We start from the raw sequence: 19,896 nt of genomic DNA on the forward strand, positions 1-19,896 counted from the left end.
TGAATCGACCGATAGGCCGCACAACCGCGCTAAGCTAGCAGCCTGTTTTGACCACGGCGACTTTGGGACTCCTTATGCGCACTCTCGCACCTGCTCCGCTATTTCGCGTTTTCAGCAGCGCACTGTTTCTGGCCATGGCCCTGATGGGGATGACGTCTGCCCACGCCGCGCAGTGGAAATGGCGCGATGCCAGCGGCGTGGTGCATTACAGCGACCAGCCGCCCCCGGCCAACATTTCCGCCAGCAACATTCTGCAGCGCCCTGCCGCGAACGCCGCCGTTCCAGCCGCCGCAAGTCACTCGGCATCGCAGCCCCAGGCCAGCAACGAGTTGGAAAAGAAAATCGCGGAACAGAAAAAGGCCGAGCAAGCCGCGCAGGAACAGGCCAAACTACAGCAGCAACAGGCCCAGGCGCTTGTGAACCAGCAGAACTGCCTGCAGGCGCAAAAGCAACTCCAGGTGCTCGATAGCGGTCAACGCATGGTGCAAATCGACGCCCAAGGCCAGCGCGTCATCATGGACGATGCGCAACGTGCCGCAGAACGCGCCAAGATCGCCGCTCTCATTTCGCAGTATTGCCGCTGAGTTGCCCATGGGCTGCTGCCCATGAGCTGGCAGCGACCTCCGACTCAGATTTTCCAGCGCTCGGCCAGACGAGTCGGACGTAGCACGTCGTACTCTTCAAAGGGCTGGTGTATCCAGGGGCTCGTGGGCAGCATGTCCACGTAGTACTCGGGCAGATAGGTCGAAATGCCCTTGACCCAGATGACGGCGCTGCGCAGATCGGTAATTTTTCCGGCGCTGCGCAAATGGTTTTCAACGGCTTTCAAGGTCTCGCCCGAATCGGCCAGATCATCAACGAGTAGCACGCGCCCTTCAAGCTCCCCGCGCGGCAGCGTGATGTAGCGGGCGATGTCTAGGCGGCCCTGCACCGTTCCGGCGCTTTCGCGGTAGGAGCTGGTGGACATGATGGCCAGGGGTTTGTCGAAAATGCGAGAAAGAATGTCTCCAGGGCGCACCCCGCCTCGCGCCAGGCAGAGGATCTGATCAAACTCCCAGCCCGAGGCATGTACCTTGAGGGCGAGTTTTTCAATCAGGGCGTGGTATTCGTCCCAGGAAACATAGAGATGCTTGCCGTCCTCGCTGAGCATGGCCGAACCTTTGTGAACGTGTGGAAAATGAAATCTGCCGGAGCGCACCGAACGCTCAAGCCTGAAACGGATGCCGCAGCACGATGGTGTGATCGCGGTCGGGACCGGTCGACACCATGTCGATCGGCGCGCCGATCAACTCGCCCACCCGCTGCAGATAGCTGCGCGCCGAAGCGGGCAGTTGATCCCAGGTCGTGAGGCCCTTGGTGCTTTGCGTCCAGCCCGGAAAATCTTCGTAGATCGGTTCGCAGCGCTCGATCTCGTCGGCATCGAGCGGGAGCACGTCACGCCGTTCGCCGTCGAGCATATAACCCACACAGGCGCGGATGGTCGGCAGGCCGTCGAGCACATCGAGCTTGGTGATGCACAGCCCCGACACGCCGTTGATGATGACCGCCCGCTTGAGCGCCGCAACATCCAGCCAGCCACAGCGGCGCGCACGCCCCGTCACTGTGCCGAACTCCTGACCCACGCTGGAGAGGTGATGCCCCACGCTGCCCGCCTCCGTGGTGGGCAACTCCGTCGGGAAGGGGCCGCTGCCCACCCGGGTGGTGTACGCCTTGGTGATGCCCAGCACATAGTGCAGCATGCCGGGGCCGACGCCCGATCCTGCCGCGGCGGTACCGGCCACGCAATTGCTCGAAGTCACGAAGGGATAAGTACCGTGGTCGATGTCGAGCAGCGAACCTTGCGCCCCTTCGAACAGCAAGCGATCACCGCGCAGATGGGCCTGATGAATCAGGTACCCCACATCGGCCAACAGGGGCCGCACCTGCTCGGCGGATTTGAGCAATTGATCCATCACCATCCCGGCATCAAGCGGGTCGGTGTGCAAATAATTCTTCAACACAAAATTGTGCAGATCGAGCACTTCAGCAAGCTTGGTCTGCAGGCGCTGCGGATGCTTGAGGTCTTGCAGACGGATGGCGCGGCGGGCCACCTTGTCTTCATAAGCCGGCCCGATGCCCTTGCCGGTGGTGCCGATCTTGCCGCTGCCGTCGTTTTCGCGGCGCACCTCGCGCGCTTTGTCGAGCGCCACATGCGTAGGGAGTACGACTGGGCAGGACTCGCTGATGTGCAGCCGTGAGCGCACATCCACTCCAGCCGCTTCGAGGCGACCAATTTCAAGCAGCAGGTGTTGCGGATCGACCACCACGCCATTGCCGACATGACAGGCCACGCCCGCGCGCATCACGCCTGAAGGAATGAGCTGCAGCGCGGTTTTCTGCCCGTTGATCACCAGCGTGTGCCCCGCGTTGTGACCGCCCTGAAAGCGCACCACGCCCTGAGCATGATCGGTCAGCCAATCGACGACCTTGCCTTTGCCCTCATCCCCCCATTGGGTGCCCACTACGACCACATGACGACCAGTATTCACGCGTGTGTTCTCTCAAGTAAATCAGTCTATCCAACGATAGCGTTAGGGAAGATCAGCCGCGATCTTCAACCAGCCAGGCACCGCCTCGCTGCACAAGTTGGCGGCTAAAGGCGCTTGCTTCGTGCGCCTGGCCAGGGGGTAATTGCACCACGGTTTCACCCCGGCGTCGCAAATCGGCGACCGCCTCCGGCAAACCAGAGGCTGTTGACCACTCTGCCGCAATGGCGGCGCTGGCCTGCGGCGCGGCGGCGAAGCCCGCCACTTCGCGCAAGTCCATGGAGAATCCGGTGGCAGCGCGCGGTCGACCAAAGCTGGCGCCGACTTCGTCGTAACGCCCACCACGCGCCACGGCATTGGCATAGCCTTGTGCGTACACGCTGAAGATCACCCCGCTGTGATAGCGATAGCCGCGCATATCGGCCAGATCGATCTGCACCTGCGCGCCCTGCTGCTGGTGGTGGCGGGCCAGCGCCGACAGATCGTCGAGCGCCTGGGAAATGAGTGCATGCTGCGGCAACACGCGCCGCGCCTCAAGCAGCACGTCCGCATCGCCGTACAGCTCGGGCAGGGCGAGAATGGTTGCGCGTTGGGTTGGCGTGCAGTCGCGAGTCAGCAACCGCAGTTCTCCAGCATCCTTGCTGGCCAGTGCATCGAGAATCGCTTCCATGTCTTGCGACCCGAGCAGCAAGCCTGACAACACGCCACGCACGATGCGATTGTCGGCCAGATCGAGCGCAGCCCGCTCCACCCCGGCCAGTCGCAGGCAGTCCAGCGCCAGCTGCTGCACTTCGAGATCGGCTTCCAGTCCGGCATGCCCGTACAGTTCGGCGCCGAATTGCAGAATTTCCCGGCTGGCGTGCACGCCCTCGGGATGCGTGCGCACCGCGCTGCCGCAATAGCAAACGCGCGTCACGCCGTCCTGATTCAGCAAGTGAGCGTCGATACGGGCGGCCTGCGGCGTCATGTCGGCACGCAAGCCCAGCGCACGCCCGGAGATCTGGTCAATCAGCTTGAAAGTTTGCAGATCGAGGTCTTGCCCGGTGCCCGACAGCAGCGAATCGACGAACTCCAGCAACGGCGGCATGACCAGGGCATAGCCATAGCCCCGCGCCGTATCGAGACAGGCGCGGCGCAGGTGCTCGATCACCGCCGCCTCACGCGGCAACACATCGGAAAAATATTCGGGAAGACGCCAGTTGCTCATAAGACGCGCAGAAAAATGGGGCACGGTCATCCGTGCAACATCCAAGCTTACTTGAGGAGGAACACCAGGAGAAGGCCGATCGCAACGGCGATCAGACCGACGAAGCGTAGTTGACCGTCGGTCAGTGCCATGATCTGCCGGAACATGTCTCGCCACTGCCGGGGGAAAAACAGCGGCATCAGGCCTTCGATGACCAGAACCATGCCAATGGCAAGGAGCAAGACGTTCTGCATCGCAGATACCGCATTTTGACCGCTAGAGACCACCGGTTAAGACGGTCTCTATTGCGGATTTACTTGCCCGGCTTCAAGGCCGCTCCACCCGGCCCGCGGAAGAACTGGAAGAACTGGCTGTTCGGGTCGAGCACCAGGACATCGGACTTGCTGTTGAAGCTGGCGCGATAGGCCTCGAGGCTGCGATAGAACTCGGCGAATTGCGGGTTCTGCCCGAACGACTTGGCATAGATCGACGAGGCTTCGGCATCGCCCTGGCCCTTGATGGTCTGCGCCTTGCTGTACGCCTGTGAAATCACGATTTCACGCTGCTTGTCGGCCTCGGCGCGAATCTTTTCCGCCTCGGCGTAGCCGGTCGAACGCAATTCGTTGGCGACGCGCTGGCGCTCGGCCTCCATGCGGCGATAGACCGACTGGGTGATGGAGGAAACGAAGTCCACGCGGGTCAGTCGCATGTCGACGATCTGGATGCCCGTGCCCTTGATGTCTTTCGCAATGCCGGTCTGCACGTCCTTCATGACCTGGTCGCGCTGCGAAGACAGCACCTCGCGCACGGTGCGACGCGTGATCTGCTCGTTCAGCGCCGCTTTGACGATCTGCGAAAGCCGGTCGCCCGCGCGTCGCTGATCGCCGCCGTAACTGCGAATGAACTCGGTCGGATTGGTGATGCGCCATTTCAGATACCAGTCCACCACCACGTTTTTCTTCTCGGCCGTGATGAAACGATCGGTATCAGGGCTTTGCAGGGTCAGGATGCGTTTGTCGAGAAACACCACATTCTCGAAAGGCGCCGGAATCTTGAAATACAGGCCAGGGGTGCTGATGACCCGTTTGATCTGCCCCAAGCCGAACACAGCGGCGAACTGCCGTTGATCGACCACGAATAGGCTGGAAGACAGCAACAGAATGGCCACGACCAGCGCCACGAGAGCCAGAATGATCTTGTTCACTGCTCAGCCCTCACTGGAAGTTGCGCTCACGCAGGGTATCGCGCGAGGTTCTTGAACTGGAAGGAGCGGTTCCGTCCGGCGCGGACGCTGAACTGTCGGCCGTCGCAGGGGCGGTGCCCACGGAGGCCGCCGGTAAGGTCGGCACGGTGGTGGGAGCAGCCGGCGCGGCCGTGGCACTCGTGGGGGCCTTGCCTGCGGATTGCTGCAGCAATTTATCCAGTGGCATGTAGAGGAGGTTATTGTTGTTGCGCGAATCCACCATGACCTTGGAAACGCTGGAAAGAATGTCTTGCATGGTTTGGAGATACATACGCTCGCGGGTGACTTGCGGCGCCTTTTCGTATTGCTGCAGGATCTGATCGAAGCGAGAGGTATCGCCCTGCGCCTGCGCCACAACCTGCGCCTTGTAAGCCTCGGCGTCCTGGATCAAGCGCGACGCGGTGCCCTGCGCACGGGGAATGACGTTGTTGGCGTAGGCCTGGGCTTCGTTCTTCAGCCGTTCACGGTCTTGTCCCGCCTTGATGGCGTCATCGAAAGCGGCCTGCACCTGTTCCGGGGGCTGCACGTTCTGCAGCGTGACAGTGGTGATGATGATGCCGGTCTTGTAGCGGTCGAGAATTTTTTGCGTCAAAACCTGCACATCGCTGGCCACTTGCTCGCGGCCCTCGTAGAGCACATAGTCGAGCGTCTTGTTGCCTACGACCTCGCGCACCGCAGTTTCAGCCGCCTGCGATACCGCGTCGTCCGGACTGCGGTTGTTGTAGAGGTAGTCCACCACGTTGTCGATGCGGTACTGCACGGCGAAGCGAACGTCGACGATGTTCTCGTCTTCCGTCAGCATGGCCGACTCGGGCAAGCCCGTTGCCTTCACCTCGCCGCCGCGCCCGACCTCGACCGACCGAACCTGCGAGACGTTGACAATTTCATCGGCCTCGAACGGATAGGGCAGGCGCCAGTGAAAACCGGCGTCGGTGATGTAGGCCAATTTGCCAAAACGCGTTACCGCAGCCTGCTGACCTTCCTGCACGATGAAAAAGCCGGAAGACAGCCAGCCCAGCACCCCGATGACCACCAGAATGATGACCCCCACGCCCATGCCCTTGGCTGAGGGATAGAGGTCGGGACGTTGCGGCGGCGTGCTGCCACCGTTGCCCGAGCCGCGCTTCTTGCCGAACAGGCCGTTGAGTTTGCGGTTGAAATCACGCCAGAGTTCATCGAGATCGGGCGGGCCGCCGCTGCCAGGACGCCGGTTCGGATCTTGGTTGTTATTGCTTTGCTGACCGTTCGTGCCGTCGTCTTTGCCCCAACGCGGGTCATTGAGGTTGAACATGCGCGAAAAAGGCCACACACGAGGCCAAAAACGTAAGGGAGTCATGCGGAAATTTGAGTAGTGTCCGACAAAGCTGAAGCAGAGGATTGAAAGCGGGGATCAGCCAATACCGCTTCCAGCAGCGCACTTTTGAGGGAGGCAACACCGGCGCCGGTCAAGGCGCTTACGACAAGCCGAGGCATGCTAGCACGCGCTTCGATACCCTCAGATTGAGTGTGACCATTTGTAACCTGAAGGTTCACTGGCAACAGATCAGATTTGTTGAAGATCAAGAATTGCGGAATATCGTCCGCGCCGATCTCGCGCAGAACGGCGTGAACTTCATCCATCTGCTCGCGCAACATGGGCGAACTGGCATCCACGACGTGCAGCAGCAAATCGGCCTGAAGTGTGTCTTCGAGCGTAGCCTTGAAGGCCTCGATCAAGGTGTGGGGCAGATCGCGGATGAAACCCACCGTGTCGGACAGGGTGACGTTGACCTGCGGGCCCAGATAGAACTTGCGCGTAGTGGTGTCGAGGGTCGCGAAAAGCTGGTCGGCCGCGTAAATTTTCGACTTGGTGAGCGCGTTGAATAGCGTGCTTTTGCCCGCATTGGTGTAGCCCACCAAGGCCACGCGAAACGCGCCGGTGCGCCTGCGCGCACGGCGTTGCGTCATGCGCTGGCGCCCCAGTTTGCCCAGACGTGTTCGAAGCATCTTGATCTTGTCGTCGAGCATCCGGCGGTCAAGCTCGATCTGCTTTTCGCCCGGGCCGCCACGCACGCCGATACCGCCGGTCTGGCGCTCCAGGTGAGTCCAGCCGCGCACCAGGCGGGTGGCCAGGTGTTCGAGACGAGCGAGCTCGACCTGCATCTTGCCTTCGGCGCTCTGCGCACGACGGGCGAAGATTTCGAGAATGAGGCCTGTACGGTCGATGACGGGTTTGCCCAGCGCCTTCTCCAGATTGCGCTGCTGGATGGGGCTCAGTGCATTGTCGAAAATGATGGTGTCCGCCGAAGTGGTGCTGACCAGTTCGCTCAATTCATCGAGCTTGCCCGAGCCGATGTAGGTCGCCGCGTCGGGCCGTGCTCGCACACAGGACAGCTCGCCCGCCAGGGCATAACCGGCGGACGTGCTGAGTTGCTCCAACTCAGCCAGCGCGTCGTCGGATGAGGGACGTCGTTGCTGGACGCTGACCAATGCAGCGCGCTCAGGCCCCTGAGGCTGCCCTTCAGGCTGCGGGTGCTTCTTGCTCACCGATTTGGAAGGAGACGGGACGTGCCGGAACGACCGTGGAAATGGCGTGCTTGTAAACCATCTGGGTGACGGTATTGCGCAGCAACACCACGTATTGATCGAAAGATTCGATGTGACCTTGCAACTTGATGCCATTGACCAGATAAATCGACACCTGGACGTGCTCTTTGCGCAGCAGGTTCAGAAAGGGGTCTTGTAGCAACTGCCCTTTGTTACTCATCTTATTCTCCATTGGGGTGAGGAAAGCTTAAATGGCATTCATGGTCTGGAATGCAAGAGGTTGGAAAATACCATAATGCCCGCGCAGGTCGCCGCGCCGGGGCCATCAGTCGTCGCGCGCGTAGGGGTTGGTGCTGCTGCGGTATTCCACCCGCAAAGGGGTACCCGTCAAGTCGAATTTTTCACGCAATTGACCTTCCAGATAGCGCGTGTAGGTGGCGGGCACCCGGTCGAGCGCGCTGCCATGAATGATGATGATCGGCGGGTTGGTGCCGCCCTGGTGCGCGTATCGCAACTTGGGTCGCACCGGGCCGGAACGCGGCGGCTGTTGCTGCGCCACCGCTTCGATAATGGCGCGCGTGAGTTTGGGGGTGGGCAATTTGCGATAGGCCGCGGCGTGAGCGGCGATGACCGACTTCATCAGCCCGTTCAGACCTGAGCCTGTGCGGGCGGAAATGCTGTGAAATTTCGCAAAGCTGACAAAAGGCAGACGCTGACGGATGGCGACCATCAGGCGTTCGCGCCCGTAGGTGTCCACCGCATCCCACTTGTTGGCCGCCAGCACGAGCGCCCTGCCCGCCTCAACGGCAAAACTGGCGATATGCGCATCCTGGTCTGAAACGCCTTCGGTCGCGTCGAGCAGCAGCACGACGACGTTGGCCTGCTCGATGGCTTGCAGCGTCTTGATGACCGAAAATTTTTCCACCGCCTCGAACACCTTGCCTTTGCGCCGCAGTCCGGCGGTGTCGATCAGGATGAACTTGCGACCGTCGCGCTCGAACGGCACTTCGATCGCGTCGCGGGTCGTGCCGGGCATGTCGAAGGCAATCACCCGTTCTTCACCGACCAGCGCATTGACCAGTGTGGACTTGCCCACATTGGGCCGCCCGGCAATGGCCAGACGCAGGCTGTGCTCGCGCGGCTTCGTGGTCTCGGCGCCGGGGCCGTGCGCGGTCTCGGCGGCGACATCGCTTGCCGCCTCGGTCTCGGGTATCCCTTCGGAAGGCTCGGAAGGCAGCGCTTGCAGAATGCGATCCAGCAAATCGGGCACCGAGTCACCGTGGGCGGCGCTGATGGAAAAGGGCTCGCCCAAGCCGAGTTCGTGGAATTCGGCAAGCGCCGGATGGCCATGCCGACCTTCGGCCTTGTTCACGGCCAGAAGAATGGACTTGCCGGTCTTGCGCAATTCGGCGGCGATATGCAGGTCTTGCGGACTGAGCCCAGTGCGCAAATCGACCAGAAACACCACCAGATCGGACTCAGCAATGGCCTGGCGCGTCTGCCGCGCCATCTGGTGCACGATGCCGGTATCGACCACGGGCTCGAAGCCGCCGGTATCGACCACGATGACCGGCCGATCCGCCATGCGCAGCATGCCGTAATGACGATCGCGGGTAAGGCCCGGCATGTCGGCCACGATGGCATCGCGTGAACGTGTCATGCGATTGAACAGGGTGGACTTGCCAACGTTCGGTCGGCCAACCAGCGAAACGATAGGGGTCATGTCAGAGAGTGTGAATGGATTCGGCGTGGCCGAGCAGCGCGTCCAAACGCCCCGGATCAAGGCGCAAAGCACAGCCGTGCCCCTCGGCACGGCGCGCGATTACGACACCTAACGCAACGCCGAGCGGGGGTGTTTGGCCGCGATGAGCGGACATGGCGGATTTGTTCACACCCTCTCAGTCCGGCACGAAGGCGTAGACCGCGCCCTTGGCCGTGACCGCCACCAGGGTCTTGCCCACGACCACGGGCGCCGACTGGATGGCGCTGCCGTCGGTCGCCACGCGGCCGACGATGCTGCCGTCCTTGGCGGAAAGAAAGCTGATATAGCCCTGATAGTCACCCACCGCCACCGTGCGACCGACCAAAAGCGGCGCGCTCAGCTTGCGCCATTTCATCTGGGCATTGGTCCAGCTCGGTACGCCATCGGTGGCCGAATACGCCTGCACGTCACCGTTCGCCTGCGTTCCGACGACTTCCTGATCGTTCATGCTCAGCGCGGTGTAGCCGTTGGCGGTGCGCGTCCAGAGCATGCGGCCGGTATCGGCGTCCACGCAGCCCACGGCGGATTGGTAGGCACGCGCGCACAGTACCGAGCCCAGCAGTGCCGGTTGGCCGGTAATGCCGACCACGCGCTCGACCTCGGTCACGCCACGGGGGCGTGCGAGAGTGGCCTGCCAGCGCGGCAAACCGTTGTCCAGGTCGTAAGCATCGATGCGCCCGAGGCCGGTGCCGATCATCACCACGCCGTTGCGCTCCACGATACCGCCGGCCTGTTGCACCAGCAGGGAGGCGGCGCGACTGTCGGCTTGCCACAAACGCTTGCCGGTCGCCGCGTCAAAGGCAAACACGCGCTGATCGGCTGCCTGGACGATGATGCGACCGTCGAACACGGAAGGCGGTGTGAGCACCGTGGCCGGTAACTGATAGCGCCACAGCAGCTGGCCCTTAGGGCCGATCGACACGAGGCCGTTGTTCTTGTCGACCACGGCGGTAAAGGTGCCGTCGCTCCCCGTCCCCGCGCTGATGCCCGCAGTCACCTTGGCCGACCAGACCACCTGCCCGGTGGCGCTGTTCAGGCGCATGACCTGCCCGTCTGCCGAGGCCACGACGACGGCGTCCGGCAGTGTTGCGGTCTGGAACCACGCGGGCACCGCGCCAATATTCTGCGTCCAGGCTTGCTTGACAGTCAGAATGTTGACCACCGGGGTCAGCGGCATCGGCTCAGGCGGTTTGGAGCCCGAAGCGCAAGCGCCCAAGCCCGCGACCAGCAAGAGAGGCAGAGCCAGACGCGCCAGACGCACGAAGCGTGGCGCCACAAAGCGGGAACTCTGACGGGTCGCGCTCATGCCGCACCTCCGCCGACCGACTGCAGTTTTTGCTCCACCGCAGCGCGCTGTGATGAATCGGCAGGCAGCAGCGCCTTGAGTGCGGCTTCGTAAGCGGTACGGGCCGCGTCGCGCTGGCCTTGCAGCATGGCCAGATCGCCACGGCGGATGTCAAACAGGGCGGCGAAAGTCGGCTCGGGCACGTCAGCCAGGGTTTTGATCGCCTCGGCATATTGTTTGGCATCGATCTGCAAGGCCGAGAGATTCAGCCGGGCCACTGAGCGCGCGCTCGGTCCGGCCGCGTGCTCGGAGGCCCACTTGAGCGCGGTGATGGCCTGCTCGTTTTTACCCGCGTCGTGCAAGGACTTGGCGACGGCCAGCGCAGCCATGCCGGCATAGGCACTGCCTGGAACCTTGCTCTGCATCACAGCCCAGGCCTGCTCGATCTTGTCAGGACTATTGCTCTGGAGGGCGGCCTGCACCTGCTCGAACACCACTGCCGCCTTCGCCCCTTGGTTGCGTTGCCACCATTGCCAGCCGTAATAGCCGGCGAAACCCACAGCGACGGCCAGCACACCCGCGGAAATCTGGGTGCCCCAACGTTCCCAGAAATGGCGCATCTGGGCGATCTGCTCTTGTTCTTCGAAGTTGTAGCTCATGGGTCGATGGGGGACGAAAAGCGGCTATTTTAGGTTGGCCATTCAGAGCAGAGCGCAAACCAGCGTCTGCAAGGGTTCCAGCGGCAGCATGCGCTGCTGCTGCGCATCCTGCGCGCCGCGCAGATCCTTGATGCCGGCCTGCCCGGACTGCAATTCCTGCTCACCGAACACCAGCGCCCAGCGCGCGCCGGAGGCGTCGGCCTTTTTCATTTGCGACTTCATGCTGCCGCCGCCCATGTGCAGTTGTACCCGCACTCCGGCTGCACGCAAAGACTCGCACAGGGGCATGACACGCGACATCAACTCAGGGCTGGTCATCACGGCGTAGGCATGAGGGGCGCTCACGGGCGCATTCTGACCCGCTTCGATCAGCAGTTCGAGCACCCGCTCCATGCCCAGCGCCCAACCGCAGGCGGGCGTGGGCTTGCCGCCGATCTGCTCGATCAGCCCGTCGTAGCGTCCGCCCGCGCAGACCGTGGCCTGCGCGCCCAGCCGATCGGTCACCCACTCAAACACCGTGAGGTTGTAATAGTCCAGCCCGCGTACCAGTCGCGGGTTGAGGGTGAAAGACTGCCCCGCCGCGCGCAACAGCGTCTGCACCCCCTCGAAATGCGCCAAAGACGCTTCGCCGAGGTAGTCGATGAGCTTGGGCGCCCCCTCCACCAGCGCCTGCATGGCCGGATTCTTGGTATCGAGCACGCGCAGCGGATTGCTGTGCAGGCGGCGGCGCGCATCTTCATCGAGTTGATCGATGTGTTGTTCGAGATAGGCGATGAGCGCCACTCGATGCCGCGCCCGCTCGTCGGCCTGACCGAGACAGTTGATTTCGAGCGTGACCAGTTCACTCAGGCCCAGACGCGCCCAGAGCTGACGGGCCATCAGAATGAGTTCCACGTCCACATCCGGCCCGGCAAAACCCAGCGCCTCGGCGCCGACCTGATGGAACTGGCGATAGCGCCCGCGTTGCGGCCGCTCGTGACGGAACATCGGCCCGGTGTACCAGAGCCGCTTGCCGCCGTCATACAGCAGCGAATGTTCGATGCACGCGCGCACCACGGCCGCCGTGCCTTCGGGGCGCAGCGTGAGCGGCTCGCCGTTGAGCGCGTCGGTGAAGCTGTACATCTCTTTCTCAACAATGTCGGTCACTTCGCCGATGCCGCGCACGAACAGCGGGGTGTATTCGAGTATGGGCGTGCGTAGATTCTGGTAGCCGTAGCTGCCCATGAGCGCGCGCACCTGCTCTTCAAACCACTCCCACGCCGCCGATTTGGGCGGCACGATGTCATTCATGCCTTTGACGGCACTGAGTTTGTCTGCCATGAAATTCAAGCCGCCTGTTCAGGATGGCGATGGGGCGCGCCGTAGCGCTGTTGAACGTATTGCTCGACGATGGCCTGGAACTCGGCGGCAATGTTGTCGCCACGCAGGGTCATGCGCTTTTCGCCGTCGATGAACACCGGCGCCGCCGGTGCCTCGCCGGTACCGGGCAGACTGATACCGATGTCGGCGTGCTTGCTTTCACCCGGGCCATTGACGATACAGCCCATGACGGCCACGCGCAGTTGCTCCACACCGGGGTAGCGGTTACGCCAGACGGGCATCTGCGCGCGCAGAAACTGGTCGATGCTCTGGGTCAGTTCCTGAAAAAAGGTGCTGGTGGTGCGGCCGCAGCCGGGGCAGGCGGTGACGCTGGGTGTGAAAGCGCGCAGGCCCAGAGCCTGCAGGATTTCCAGCGCCACCACCACTTCCTGGCTGCGCGGCGCATTCGGCTCGGGGGTGAGCGACACGCGGATGGTGTCGCCGATACCCTCTTGCAACAGCACAGCCAGCGCCGCAGTCGAGGCCACCGCGCCTTTGGTGCCCATGCCGGCCTCGGTCAAGCCGAGATGCAGGGGATAGTCGCAACGCGCCGCCAGGGCGCGGTACACCGTGATGAGATCCTGCACATTGGAAACCTTGCACGACAGCAGGATCTGCGCCGGATCCATCCCCAATTCACGAGCACGCTGAGCCGATTCCAGCGCCGAGAGCACCAGCGCCTGCGCCATGATCTGGCGCGCCTCATAAGGCTGGGCGCGGCGGGCATTGGCGTCCATCAGGCTGGCGAGCAGTTCCTGATCGAGACTGCCCCAGTTCACCCCGATGCGCACGGGTTTGTCGTAACGCTGGGCGATGTCGATCATCTGACCGAACTGCTTGTCTTTCTTGTCGCCCTTGCCCACATTGCCCGGGTTGATGCGGTACTTGGACAGCGCACGGGCGCAATCGGGAAAGTCGCTCAACAGCCGATGGCCGTTGTAATGAAAGTCGCCGATGAGCGGCACCGAAACGCCCATGCGGTCGAGCTGTTCGCGAATGGCAGGCACAGCCGCTGCGGCCTCGGGCGTATTCACCGTGATGCGCACCAGTTCCGAGCCCGCCACCGCAAGCTCCTTGACCTGAATGGCTGTACCGATCGCGTCGGCCGTATCGGTATTGGTCATGGACTGCACGCGCACCGGCGCGTCACCGCCCACGGTCACCACATGATCGCCCCAGACCACGCGAGCCTGACGCGTGCGGTGGCGGGCGGGCACGGCTTCGGAAATGGGGGGGTCGAGCAATTCCATGAATCAGCGATTTATTTCAGGGTGAAGCGCGCGACATTCGCTCGCGTATCCGGGGTGAGATCGACGGGCTTGCCTGCGTAGCTCACCGTGGTGTGCGGCGCGTTGCCCACTACGATGGCCAGCGGCGTGCTTCCCGCAGGCACCTGAATGCTTTGCGGCGCACCGGGTTGCATGAGCTGAGAAAAAATCACCTTGCCGTTGCTGGCGGTGACTTGCACCCAGCTCAGCGCGCTCGCCGCCAGTTGCAGCACATTGCCCGAAGCAGCGCTGGTTGCAGCAGAGGCTACCGGCGCAACTGGCACCGGCGCCGAGCCTGCGGTGGCGGGCGTACTCTGCAAGGGCAGCGGCGACGAACCGGCATTTGCGGGATGAGATGCGGGGTGCGACGCGGCATGCGAGGTCGGGTGCGAAGCGGCGGGCAGCACGTTTTCCACCGAGCCCGGCGCGGGTTGTTGGGGCTTCGCCGCGCTTGGCATCAGCCCCTCGGTCAAACCCCGCAAGGCGGGCCAGAAAAACACCACGGCGGCCAGCGCAACGATCAGCACCGCCAGCCAAAGCAGACCGTACGATTTACGAGTAGCACTCGCCGAGCGCGGCAAAGGACGCTCTGGCACGCGTGCGGCCAACTCCGCGCCCTCCTCGTCCGGCACCGGGCTGTGCAGCACTGGGGCGCCCGGAAGCAGGTCGAGCAGGGGTTTCGCATCGATTTTCAGCGCCTTGCAGCAACTCCGCAGCAGCGCACGACCGAAAGTGTCGTCGGGCAGCGCCGACCAATCACCTGCCTCCAGCGCAGCGATTTTTGCAGGGGCCACCTTGAGCTGTGCGGCAAGCTCTTCGACATTGCGCCCGGCTCCCATGCGCGCCTCGCGCAGGGCAGCCCCCGCCTTGGCACGGCTGGCAATCAGTTCCGGAGTGGGTTCAGTCATACGGAATCAGTAGTTCAGCAGGGCGGAATCATCAAACTTCCCCTGCTGCGCGGCGATGGCTTCACGCGAGTCTGGAAAGCGCTGTACGAGTTGATTGGTCCACAGCGCAGCGTCCATCGCATTACCCGCCTTGCGGGCAATCAGAATGCCGACCCAAAGCGACTGGGCGCTGGCGTACTGACCACTGTTGACGCGGGCAATGTAGAACAGCGCTTCCTTGGGCTTGCCCATGCGGTCGAGCACGACAGCCAGATTGGTGGACAACGCAGGATTGCCCGGGTCGAGCGCGAAGCCCTTTTTGAGCGTGCCTTCCGATGCAGCCAGATCTCCTGCCCGGTATTGGCACACCCCCAGCGCCAGATAAGTGCGCACCGGATAACGGTAATTCTGGATGGCCAGGGCCTTGTTGAACTGAACGAACGAGTCCGGGTAGCGACGCTGCTGACACAGGAACCAGCCATAGTTGTGCAGCGCATCGGGATTGTCCGGCGAGAGCCGCAGCGCCTCGCGGTAATTGGCCTCGGCCTTGGCGGTGTCGTTCAACGCGGTATAGATGAGCGCGCGCATGGTGTAGGCGGGCACGAAATCAGATTTCTCTGCCAGCGCCTTGTTCACCTCTTCGAGCGCCACGGTGAACTGCCCGCGCTGGTAGTAGCCCTCGGCGAGTTCCAGACGCAACTGAACACGCTTGAGAACATCGGTCTGCTGGGTGCTCAAAGTCGCGCCCGAGCCCATCTCTGCCGCACGCTGCGTCTGCGTGGCGCAGCCGCCGAGCAACGCGGCGCCTGCCATCAGCAAACCGAGTACGGCTACCCGCCAAGCCGAAACGTGGGACCGCGCACAAAGATTCAGGAACATGGGCAAAGTCTCCCTCAATGACCCAGGCGGGCCGCATTCGGCACGGCAGCAGCCTGCTGCATGCGAATGACGCGGCGGGTGCGATCCTGCACCTCGCCCGCCAGTTGACCACAAGCGGCGTCGATATCGTCGCCGCGGGTTTTGCGCACCGTGGTGACCAGGCCCGCATCGAGCAGCACCTGGGCAAACGCCGCGACCCGCGCCGCGGAAGATCGCTTGAGCCCGGACTGGGGAAACGGGTTGAACGGAATCAGATTGAACTTGCAGTTGACCTGCGCAGCTCGCACCAGCCGCACCAAATCTTGAGCCAGCGCCGGGGTGTCGTTCACACCGTCGAGCATGCAATATTCGAAGGTGATGAAGTCGCGCGGGGCAAAGTCGAGATAGCGCTTGCACGCCGCCAGCAGTTCGTGCAGCGGGTACTTGCGATTGAGCGGCACCAGTTCGTCGCGTAGCGCATCAACGGGCGCATGCAGCGAAACCGCCAGCGCCACCGGACAATCCTGCGACAGCCGGTCGATCATGGGCACCACACCCGAGGTGGACACCGTGACACGGCGACGCGACAGACCGTAACCATCGTCGTCGAGCATGGTGCGCAGCGCGGGAACCAACGCGCTGTAGTTTTGCAGCGGCTCGCCCATGCCCATCATCACCACGTTCGAAATCGCGCGCTCGCCGCCCGGCAGATCCAACTCGCGCCGCATGGTGAACTCGGCGTGCCAGAGCTGGGCAAGAATTTCCCAGGTTTGCAGATTGCGACTGAAACCCTGATGCCCGGTGGAGCAGAACTTGCAATTCACCGCACAGCCGGCCTGAGACGATACGCACAGGGTGTTGCGCTGCGCCTCTGGAATGAACACCGCCTCGACGGCGTTGCCCTGCCCGACATCGAACAGCCATTTCACCGTGCCATCGGCCGAGCGCTGTTCGCTGAGCACAGGCAGCGCGGCGATGTGCGCATGCTCCCGCAAGAATTGGCGCAAGGGCTTGGCCAGATCGCTCATGGCCTCGAAATCGGCCACGCCTTTCTGGTGCATCCAGCGAAAGACCTGCCGAGCGCGAAACGCCGCATGGCCGTGACGCCCGAACCATTCCACCAATCCGTCGCGATCGAACTGGAGAAGATTGGTGGAGGTCAGTTCGCCAGACATGGGCGCGGCATCAACGGGGAGTCGGCGGGGGGATCAGCAGACTAATCAGCAAACGATCAGCAAACGATCAGCAAACGATCAGCAAACGATCAGCGGGAATAGATCGCCATCGCCGGGAAGAAGAAAGCGATCTCCTGCGCCGCGGTTTCCACCGCGTCGGAGCCATGCACGGCATTGGCATCGATGCTGTCGGCGAAGTCGGCGCGGATGGTGCCGGGGGCGGCTTTTTTCGGGTCGGTTGCGCCCATCAGGTCGCGGTTCTTGAGAATGGCGCCCTCGCCTTCAAGCACCTGGATCATCACCGGGCCCGAGATCATGAAATCCACCAGATCCTTGAAAAACGGACGGGCCTTGTGCACCGCATAAAACGCTTCTGCCTCGGCGCGCGACAAATGCGCCATGCGCGCAGCGACAATTTTCAGACCGGCCGACTCGAAACGGGCGTAGATCTGGCCGATCACGTTTTTGGCAACGGCGTCGGGTTTGATGATGGAGAGCGTGCGCTCAATGGTCATACTTTGCTCCTGAAATCAAAGGGTTAATTCATCATTGTAGACAGCACCGAACTTGTGCTGCGGGTCACACACTGTGCTCAGCGCCCGCCGCGATTGCCACCGCCACCGCCGCCACTACCTCCACCACCGCTGCGTCGGCGCCCCCCCGAAGGGCCGCCGCCACCGCCCGCGCGATGCGGCCCGGCATCTTTGTGGATGTAACCGAAACTGGTTTTCATCGGATCGGGCTGCGAACTGCCCTGCTTGCCGCCCGATTTGCGGCGCGATTGTCCGCCGGGCTTGTTTCCGGTCGAGAAATTGCCTGCGCCGCCCCAGGAACCGCCGCCGCTGCGCACCACCGGGCTCTTGCCGAACAGCGCCTCGACCGTGGTGCGGGCGTAGCTGTCCGGCCCGGGCTGCTGCTGGTCGCCGCCCTGCCCCTTGCCGCGTCCGCCGCGGCCACTGCCACGGCTGTCGTTGCGCCGTCCGCCCTGGTTCTGCCCGTTCGGGCGGCGCGCGGGGCGGTCTCCTGCACCGGAAGGCGCCTCGCCGCTGCGACCTTGCAGCGCCTGCACCTGCGATTTGTCGAGCTCGACAAAATCGCCGCGGCGCAGCCCCGCAGGCAGCACCACACTGGCATAGCGCACCCGGATGAGACGGCTCACCGTCAGCCCAACCGCCTCGAACATGCGACGCACTTCGCGGTTGCGGCCCTCGGAGATGACCACGCGCCACCAGCGATTGGCGCCCTCGCCGCCCGCCTCTTCGAGACTCAGAAAACGCGCCGGGCCATCGCCCAACTGCACGCCCTCTAGCAATTCGTCGCGGGCCGCCGCGTCAAGCTCGCCCAGCACCCGCACGGCGTATTCACGCTCGGCGCCGTAGCTCGGGTGCATCAGCCGGTTGGCCAGGTCGCCTGAGGTGGTAAACAGCAACAGGCCTTCGGTGTTGATATCCAGCCGCCCGACTGCGGTCCACTTGGCCCCTTGCAGCTTGGGCAGATGCTGAAACACCGTGGGACGTCCTTCCGGGTCTTTGAACGACACCACTTCACCCGTCGGCTTGTGATAGGCCAGCACGCGGGCCTGGGCCGGCCGCAGGCGGCGCTTGATGATCTTGCCGTTGACGCGAATCTGGTCGGTCGGCAGGATGCGCTGTCCCAGATGCGCCGGTTCGCCGTTGACCGAAACCCGCCCGGCCAGGATGAGGTCTTCCATCTCGCGACGTGAACCCACGCCGCTTTGCGCCAGCACCTTATGCAGCTTGGGCGCATCTTCGGCCGGGGCCAGCACACGGCGCACGATCTCGGCGGTTTCCGCCGCCTGGTCGTAAGTGCCAGAAATCACATCCTGAATCTGCACGCCCACCAGCGGCGCGGGCGCCGCGGCGGCAGGTGTCGTCGCCTCAAGCTGCGGCGCCTGCGGCTCGGTCTGGTGACGCGGGCTTTTCGGTGAACGTGGCGGACGCGCCGTGCGCTTGGGCTCAAGCAACGGCAGCGGCTCAGCCTGCGGGCTCGCCTCGGCGGCCTCTGCCACGCCGGCGTCTGCACTCACAGTGCTATGCGCCTCGGGCTCAACTGGCAAAGCCGCCACTCCTTCGACAATGGGCGGCGCAACAGCTTCGCCAGACTCCGGCGCTGCGCCCTCTTCGGTGCTTGCAGCCGCGGTCTTGCGCGGCGTGCGGCGAGGGGCGGCACGGGTCTTGCGCGCTGGCGGCGTATCGGCCACGGCCTCTACAGCCTCGGGCGCAGGGTTGAGTTCGGGGGAGTCAGGCGAGTCGGTAGAGCTCATGGTGCTGTCCGTTCAAGGTCAGTCGTTCGGCAGCGCACCTTCGGGCGCACTGCGGGGCATAGAGGCCGGCTGCACGACTTCGGTCGTTTCAGACGGAGGATGGTGTTCACCGGGTTCAGCGTCGACCGCGGCAGGGTCTGGCGCTTCTTGCCGTGGGGTTGCTTGCGGGGCTTCCAGACTCTCGATTTCAGGCAGGCGCTGCTGCAGGCCGTCGAAATTCGGCAGCATGTCGCCGCGCTCGCCCAACGGGGGCAGGGCGTCGAGGGTTTTCAGTCCGAGATCGTCGAGAAATTGCGCCGTGGTGGCCAGAAGGGCCGGTCGGCCCGGCGCTTCGCGGTGGCCGATCACCTCGACCCAGCCCCGGTCTTCAAGCTGACGGATGATCTGGGCATTGACCACCACCCCGCGAATCTCTTCGATGTCGCCCCGGGTCACGGGCTGACGGTAGGCGATGATGGCCAGGGTTTCCAGCACGGCGCGCGAATACTTTTGCGGCTTCTCGGGATAGAGCCGGTCGAGAAAAGGCTGCATCTCCGCCCGGCTTTGAAAGCGCCAGCCCTGCGCCAGCCGCACGAGCTCGACGCCGCGCTCCTGCCAATCGCTGCGCAGTTCATCGAGCAGCGCGCGCACGGTGTCGGCGGCGATCGTGTCGTCGAACAAGCGCCGCAGTTCAGCGACGGAAAGGGATTGGGAAGCACAGATCAGCGCGGTCTCGAGGACCCGCTTGGCCTCTTGCGTGTTCATAGATACCCGGTAAAGGGCGGTATCAGCCGGAACTCGTCCGCTGTGCCGCAGGTGCCCGAATGCGGGCGCAATGTGTCGATGCGTGGCGCTCAAGTCAGCGCCCCCCCCCAGAGTCAGGCCGCACCCGACTCGCCC

20 protein-coding genes are annotated in these 19,896 nt (G+C 63.4%); 1 reads left to right on the forward strand and 19 read right to left on the reverse strand.

Annotation, left to right across the window (positions count from 1 at the left end; genetic code table 11):
- Nucleotides 1–74: 74 nt before the first annotated feature.
- A complete protein-coding gene (locus B7X30_RS00670) occupies nt 75–584 on the forward strand; it encodes a DUF4124 domain-containing protein (RefSeq protein ID WP_286728556.1) in 510 nt (169 codons plus the stop codon).
- 44 nt (nt 585–628) lie between these two features.
- Here the strand turns inward: B7X30_RS00670 and B7X30_RS00675 are convergent, their stop codons facing one another.
- The 19 genes from B7X30_RS00675 to scpB form a co-directional block, all read right to left on the reverse strand.
- On the reverse strand, nt 629–1,150 hold the full coding sequence (locus B7X30_RS00675) for a phosphoribosyltransferase (protein WP_013123372.1): 522 nt from the start codon (nt 1,148–1,150) through the stop codon (nt 629–631).
- A gap of 55 nt (nt 1,151–1,205) precedes the next feature.
- Nucleotides 1,206–2,528, reverse strand: coding sequence for an adenylosuccinate synthase (locus tag B7X30_RS00680; protein WP_286728557.1), 1,323 nt, complete (start codon nt 2,526–2,528; stop codon nt 1,206–1,208).
- A 52-nt stretch (nt 2,529–2,580) separates the two neighbouring features.
- On the reverse strand, nt 2,581–3,732 hold the full coding sequence (locus tag B7X30_RS00685) for an ATP phosphoribosyltransferase regulatory subunit (RefSeq protein ID WP_286728558.1): 1,152 nt from the start codon (nt 3,730–3,732) through the stop codon (nt 2,581–2,583).
- A gap of 47 nt (nt 3,733–3,779) precedes the next feature.
- Nucleotides 3,780–3,953, reverse strand: a complete 174-nt coding sequence (locus tag B7X30_RS00690; protein WP_423837725.1) for a DUF2065 domain-containing protein — start codon at nt 3,951–3,953, stop codon at nt 3,780–3,782.
- Between the two features lie 71 nt (nt 3,954–4,024).
- Nucleotides 4,025–4,915 (reverse strand): protease modulator HflC, encoded by an 891-nt coding sequence (gene hflC / locus B7X30_RS00695; RefSeq protein ID WP_013106147.1) that lies wholly within the window; start codon nt 4,913–4,915, stop codon nt 4,025–4,027.
- A gap of 10 nt (nt 4,916–4,925) precedes the next feature.
- Nucleotides 4,926–6,245 carry an FtsH protease activity modulator HflK gene (hflK, locus tag B7X30_RS00700; protein WP_286728559.1) on the reverse strand — a complete coding sequence of 440 codons (1,320 nt, stop codon included), beginning with the start codon at nt 6,243–6,245 and terminating at the stop codon, nt 4,926–4,928.
- Between the two features lie 41 nt (nt 6,246–6,286).
- Nucleotides 6,287–7,480, reverse strand: a complete 1,194-nt coding sequence (gene hflX / locus B7X30_RS00705) for a GTPase HflX (RefSeq protein ID WP_276709158.1) — start codon at nt 7,478–7,480, stop codon at nt 6,287–6,289.
- Nucleotides 7,455–7,700 carry an RNA chaperone Hfq gene (gene hfq / locus B7X30_RS00710; RefSeq protein WP_013123378.1) on the reverse strand — a complete coding sequence of 82 codons (246 nt, stop codon included), beginning with the start codon at nt 7,698–7,700 and terminating at the stop codon, nt 7,455–7,457. Before hfq ends, hflX begins: the two co-directional genes overlap by 26 nt.
- A 105-nt stretch (nt 7,701–7,805) precedes the next feature.
- Complete coding sequence (gene der / locus B7X30_RS00715; RefSeq protein ID WP_286728560.1) at nt 7,806–9,203, reverse strand: ribosome biogenesis GTPase Der; 1,398 nt, start codon at nt 9,201–9,203, stop codon at nt 7,806–7,808.
- A gap of 175 nt (nt 9,204–9,378) precedes the next feature.
- Complete coding sequence (gene bamB / locus B7X30_RS00720) at nt 9,379–10,548, reverse strand: outer membrane protein assembly factor BamB (protein ID WP_286728561.1); 1,170 nt, start codon at nt 10,546–10,548, stop codon at nt 9,379–9,381.
- A complete protein-coding gene (locus B7X30_RS00725) occupies nt 10,545–11,186 on the reverse strand; it encodes a YfgM family protein (RefSeq protein WP_286728562.1) in 642 nt (213 codons plus the stop codon). The genes bamB and B7X30_RS00725 overlap by 4 nt, the downstream gene beginning before the upstream one ends.
- 42 nt (nt 11,187–11,228) lie before the next feature.
- Nucleotides 11,229–12,506: a histidine--tRNA ligase gene (gene hisS, locus B7X30_RS00730; RefSeq protein WP_286728563.1), complete on the reverse strand. Its 1,278-nt coding sequence runs from the start codon at nt 12,504–12,506 to the stop codon at nt 11,229–11,231.
- A 5-nt stretch (nt 12,507–12,511) separates the two neighbouring features.
- The gene (gene ispG / locus B7X30_RS00735; protein WP_286728564.1) at nt 12,512–13,795 is read right to left on the reverse strand and encodes a flavodoxin-dependent (E)-4-hydroxy-3-methylbut-2-enyl-diphosphate synthase; all 1,284 of its coding nucleotides are present in this window, start codon (nt 13,793–13,795) and stop codon (nt 12,512–12,514) included.
- An 11-nt stretch (nt 13,796–13,806) separates the two neighbouring features.
- Nucleotides 13,807–14,721, reverse strand: coding sequence for a RodZ domain-containing protein (locus B7X30_RS00740; RefSeq protein WP_286728566.1), 915 nt, complete (start codon nt 14,719–14,721; stop codon nt 13,807–13,809).
- 6 nt (nt 14,722–14,727) lie between these two features.
- A complete protein-coding gene (gene pilW, locus B7X30_RS00745) occupies nt 14,728–15,579 on the reverse strand; it encodes a type IV pilus biogenesis/stability protein PilW (RefSeq protein WP_013106157.1) in 852 nt (283 codons plus the stop codon).
- 14 nt (nt 15,580–15,593) lie between these two features.
- Nucleotides 15,594–16,733, reverse strand: coding sequence for a dual-specificity RNA methyltransferase RlmN (gene rlmN / locus B7X30_RS00750; protein WP_286728567.1), 1,140 nt, complete (start codon nt 16,731–16,733; stop codon nt 15,594–15,596).
- Nucleotides 16,734–16,822: 89 nt separating this feature from the next.
- Nucleotides 16,823–17,248, reverse strand: a complete 426-nt coding sequence (gene ndk, locus B7X30_RS00755) for a nucleoside-diphosphate kinase (RefSeq protein ID WP_156055022.1) — start codon at nt 17,246–17,248, stop codon at nt 16,823–16,825.
- Between the two features lie 77 nt (nt 17,249–17,325).
- The gene (rluB, locus tag B7X30_RS00760; RefSeq protein WP_286728568.1) at nt 17,326–19,017 is read right to left on the reverse strand and encodes a 23S rRNA pseudouridine(2605) synthase RluB; all 1,692 of its coding nucleotides are present in this window, start codon (nt 19,015–19,017) and stop codon (nt 17,326–17,328) included.
- 18 nt (nt 19,018–19,035) lie between these two features.
- The gene (gene scpB / locus B7X30_RS00765; protein WP_286728569.1) at nt 19,036–19,761 is read right to left on the reverse strand and encodes an SMC-Scp complex subunit ScpB; all 726 of its coding nucleotides are present in this window, start codon (nt 19,759–19,761) and stop codon (nt 19,036–19,038) included.
- Nucleotides 19,762–19,896 lie beyond the last annotated feature (135 nt).

Origin of the sequence: Thiomonas sp. 13-64-67, assembly GCF_002282795.1 — a bacterium.
In the GTDB taxonomy this organism is placed as follows: domain Bacteria; phylum Pseudomonadota; class Gammaproteobacteria; order Burkholderiales; family Burkholderiaceae_C; genus Thiomonas; species Thiomonas arsenitoxydans.

Coding starts and splice junctions, on each gene's coding strand:
- scpB (WP_286728569.1), bottom strand. CDS start 19,761: ATGAACACGCAAGAGGCCAAGCGGGTCCTCGAGACCGCGCTGATCTGT.
- ndk (WP_156055022.1), bottom strand. CDS start 17,248: ATGACCATTGAGCGCACGCTCTCCATCATCAAACCCGACGCCGTTGCC.
- hflK (WP_286728559.1), bottom strand. CDS start 6,245: ATGTTCAACCTCAATGACCCGCGTTGGGGCAAAGACGACGGCACGAAC.
- B7X30_RS00685 (WP_286728558.1), bottom strand. CDS start 3,732: ATGAGCAACTGGCGTCTTCCCGAATATTTTTCCGATGTGTTGCCGCGT.
- B7X30_RS00740 (WP_286728566.1), bottom strand. CDS start 14,721: ATGACTGAACCCACTCCGGAACTGATTGCCAGCCGTGCCAAGGCGGGG.
- ispG (WP_286728564.1), bottom strand. CDS start 13,795: ATGGAATTGCTCGACCCCCCCATTTCCGAAGCCGTGCCCGCCCGCCAC.
- pilW (WP_013106157.1), bottom strand. CDS start 15,579: ATGTTCCTGAATCTTTGTGCGCGGTCCCACGTTTCGGCTTGGCGGGTA.
- rlmN (WP_286728567.1), bottom strand. CDS start 16,733: ATGTCTGGCGAACTGACCTCCACCAATCTTCTCCAGTTCGATCGCGAC.
- hisS (WP_286728563.1), bottom strand. CDS start 12,506: ATGGCAGACAAACTCAGTGCCGTCAAAGGCATGAATGACATCGTGCCG.
- der (WP_286728560.1), bottom strand. CDS start 9,203: ATGACCCCTATCGTTTCGCTGGTTGGCCGACCGAACGTTGGCAAGTCC.
- B7X30_RS00725 (WP_286728562.1), bottom strand. CDS start 11,186: ATGAGCTACAACTTCGAAGAACAAGAGCAGATCGCCCAGATGCGCCAT.
- hfq (WP_013123378.1), bottom strand. CDS start 7,700: ATGAGTAACAAAGGGCAGTTGCTACAAGACCCCTTTCTGAACCTGCTG.
- bamB (WP_286728561.1), bottom strand. CDS start 10,548: ATGAGCGCGACCCGTCAGAGTTCCCGCTTTGTGGCGCCACGCTTCGTG.
- B7X30_RS00670 (WP_286728556.1), top strand. CDS start 75: ATGCGCACTCTCGCACCTGCTCCGCTATTTCGCGTTTTCAGCAGCGCA.
- rluB (WP_286728568.1), bottom strand. CDS start 19,017: ATGAGCTCTACCGACTCGCCTGACTCCCCCGAACTCAACCCTGCGCCC.
- B7X30_RS00675 (WP_013123372.1), bottom strand. CDS start 1,150: ATGCTCAGCGAGGACGGCAAGCATCTCTATGTTTCCTGGGACGAATAC.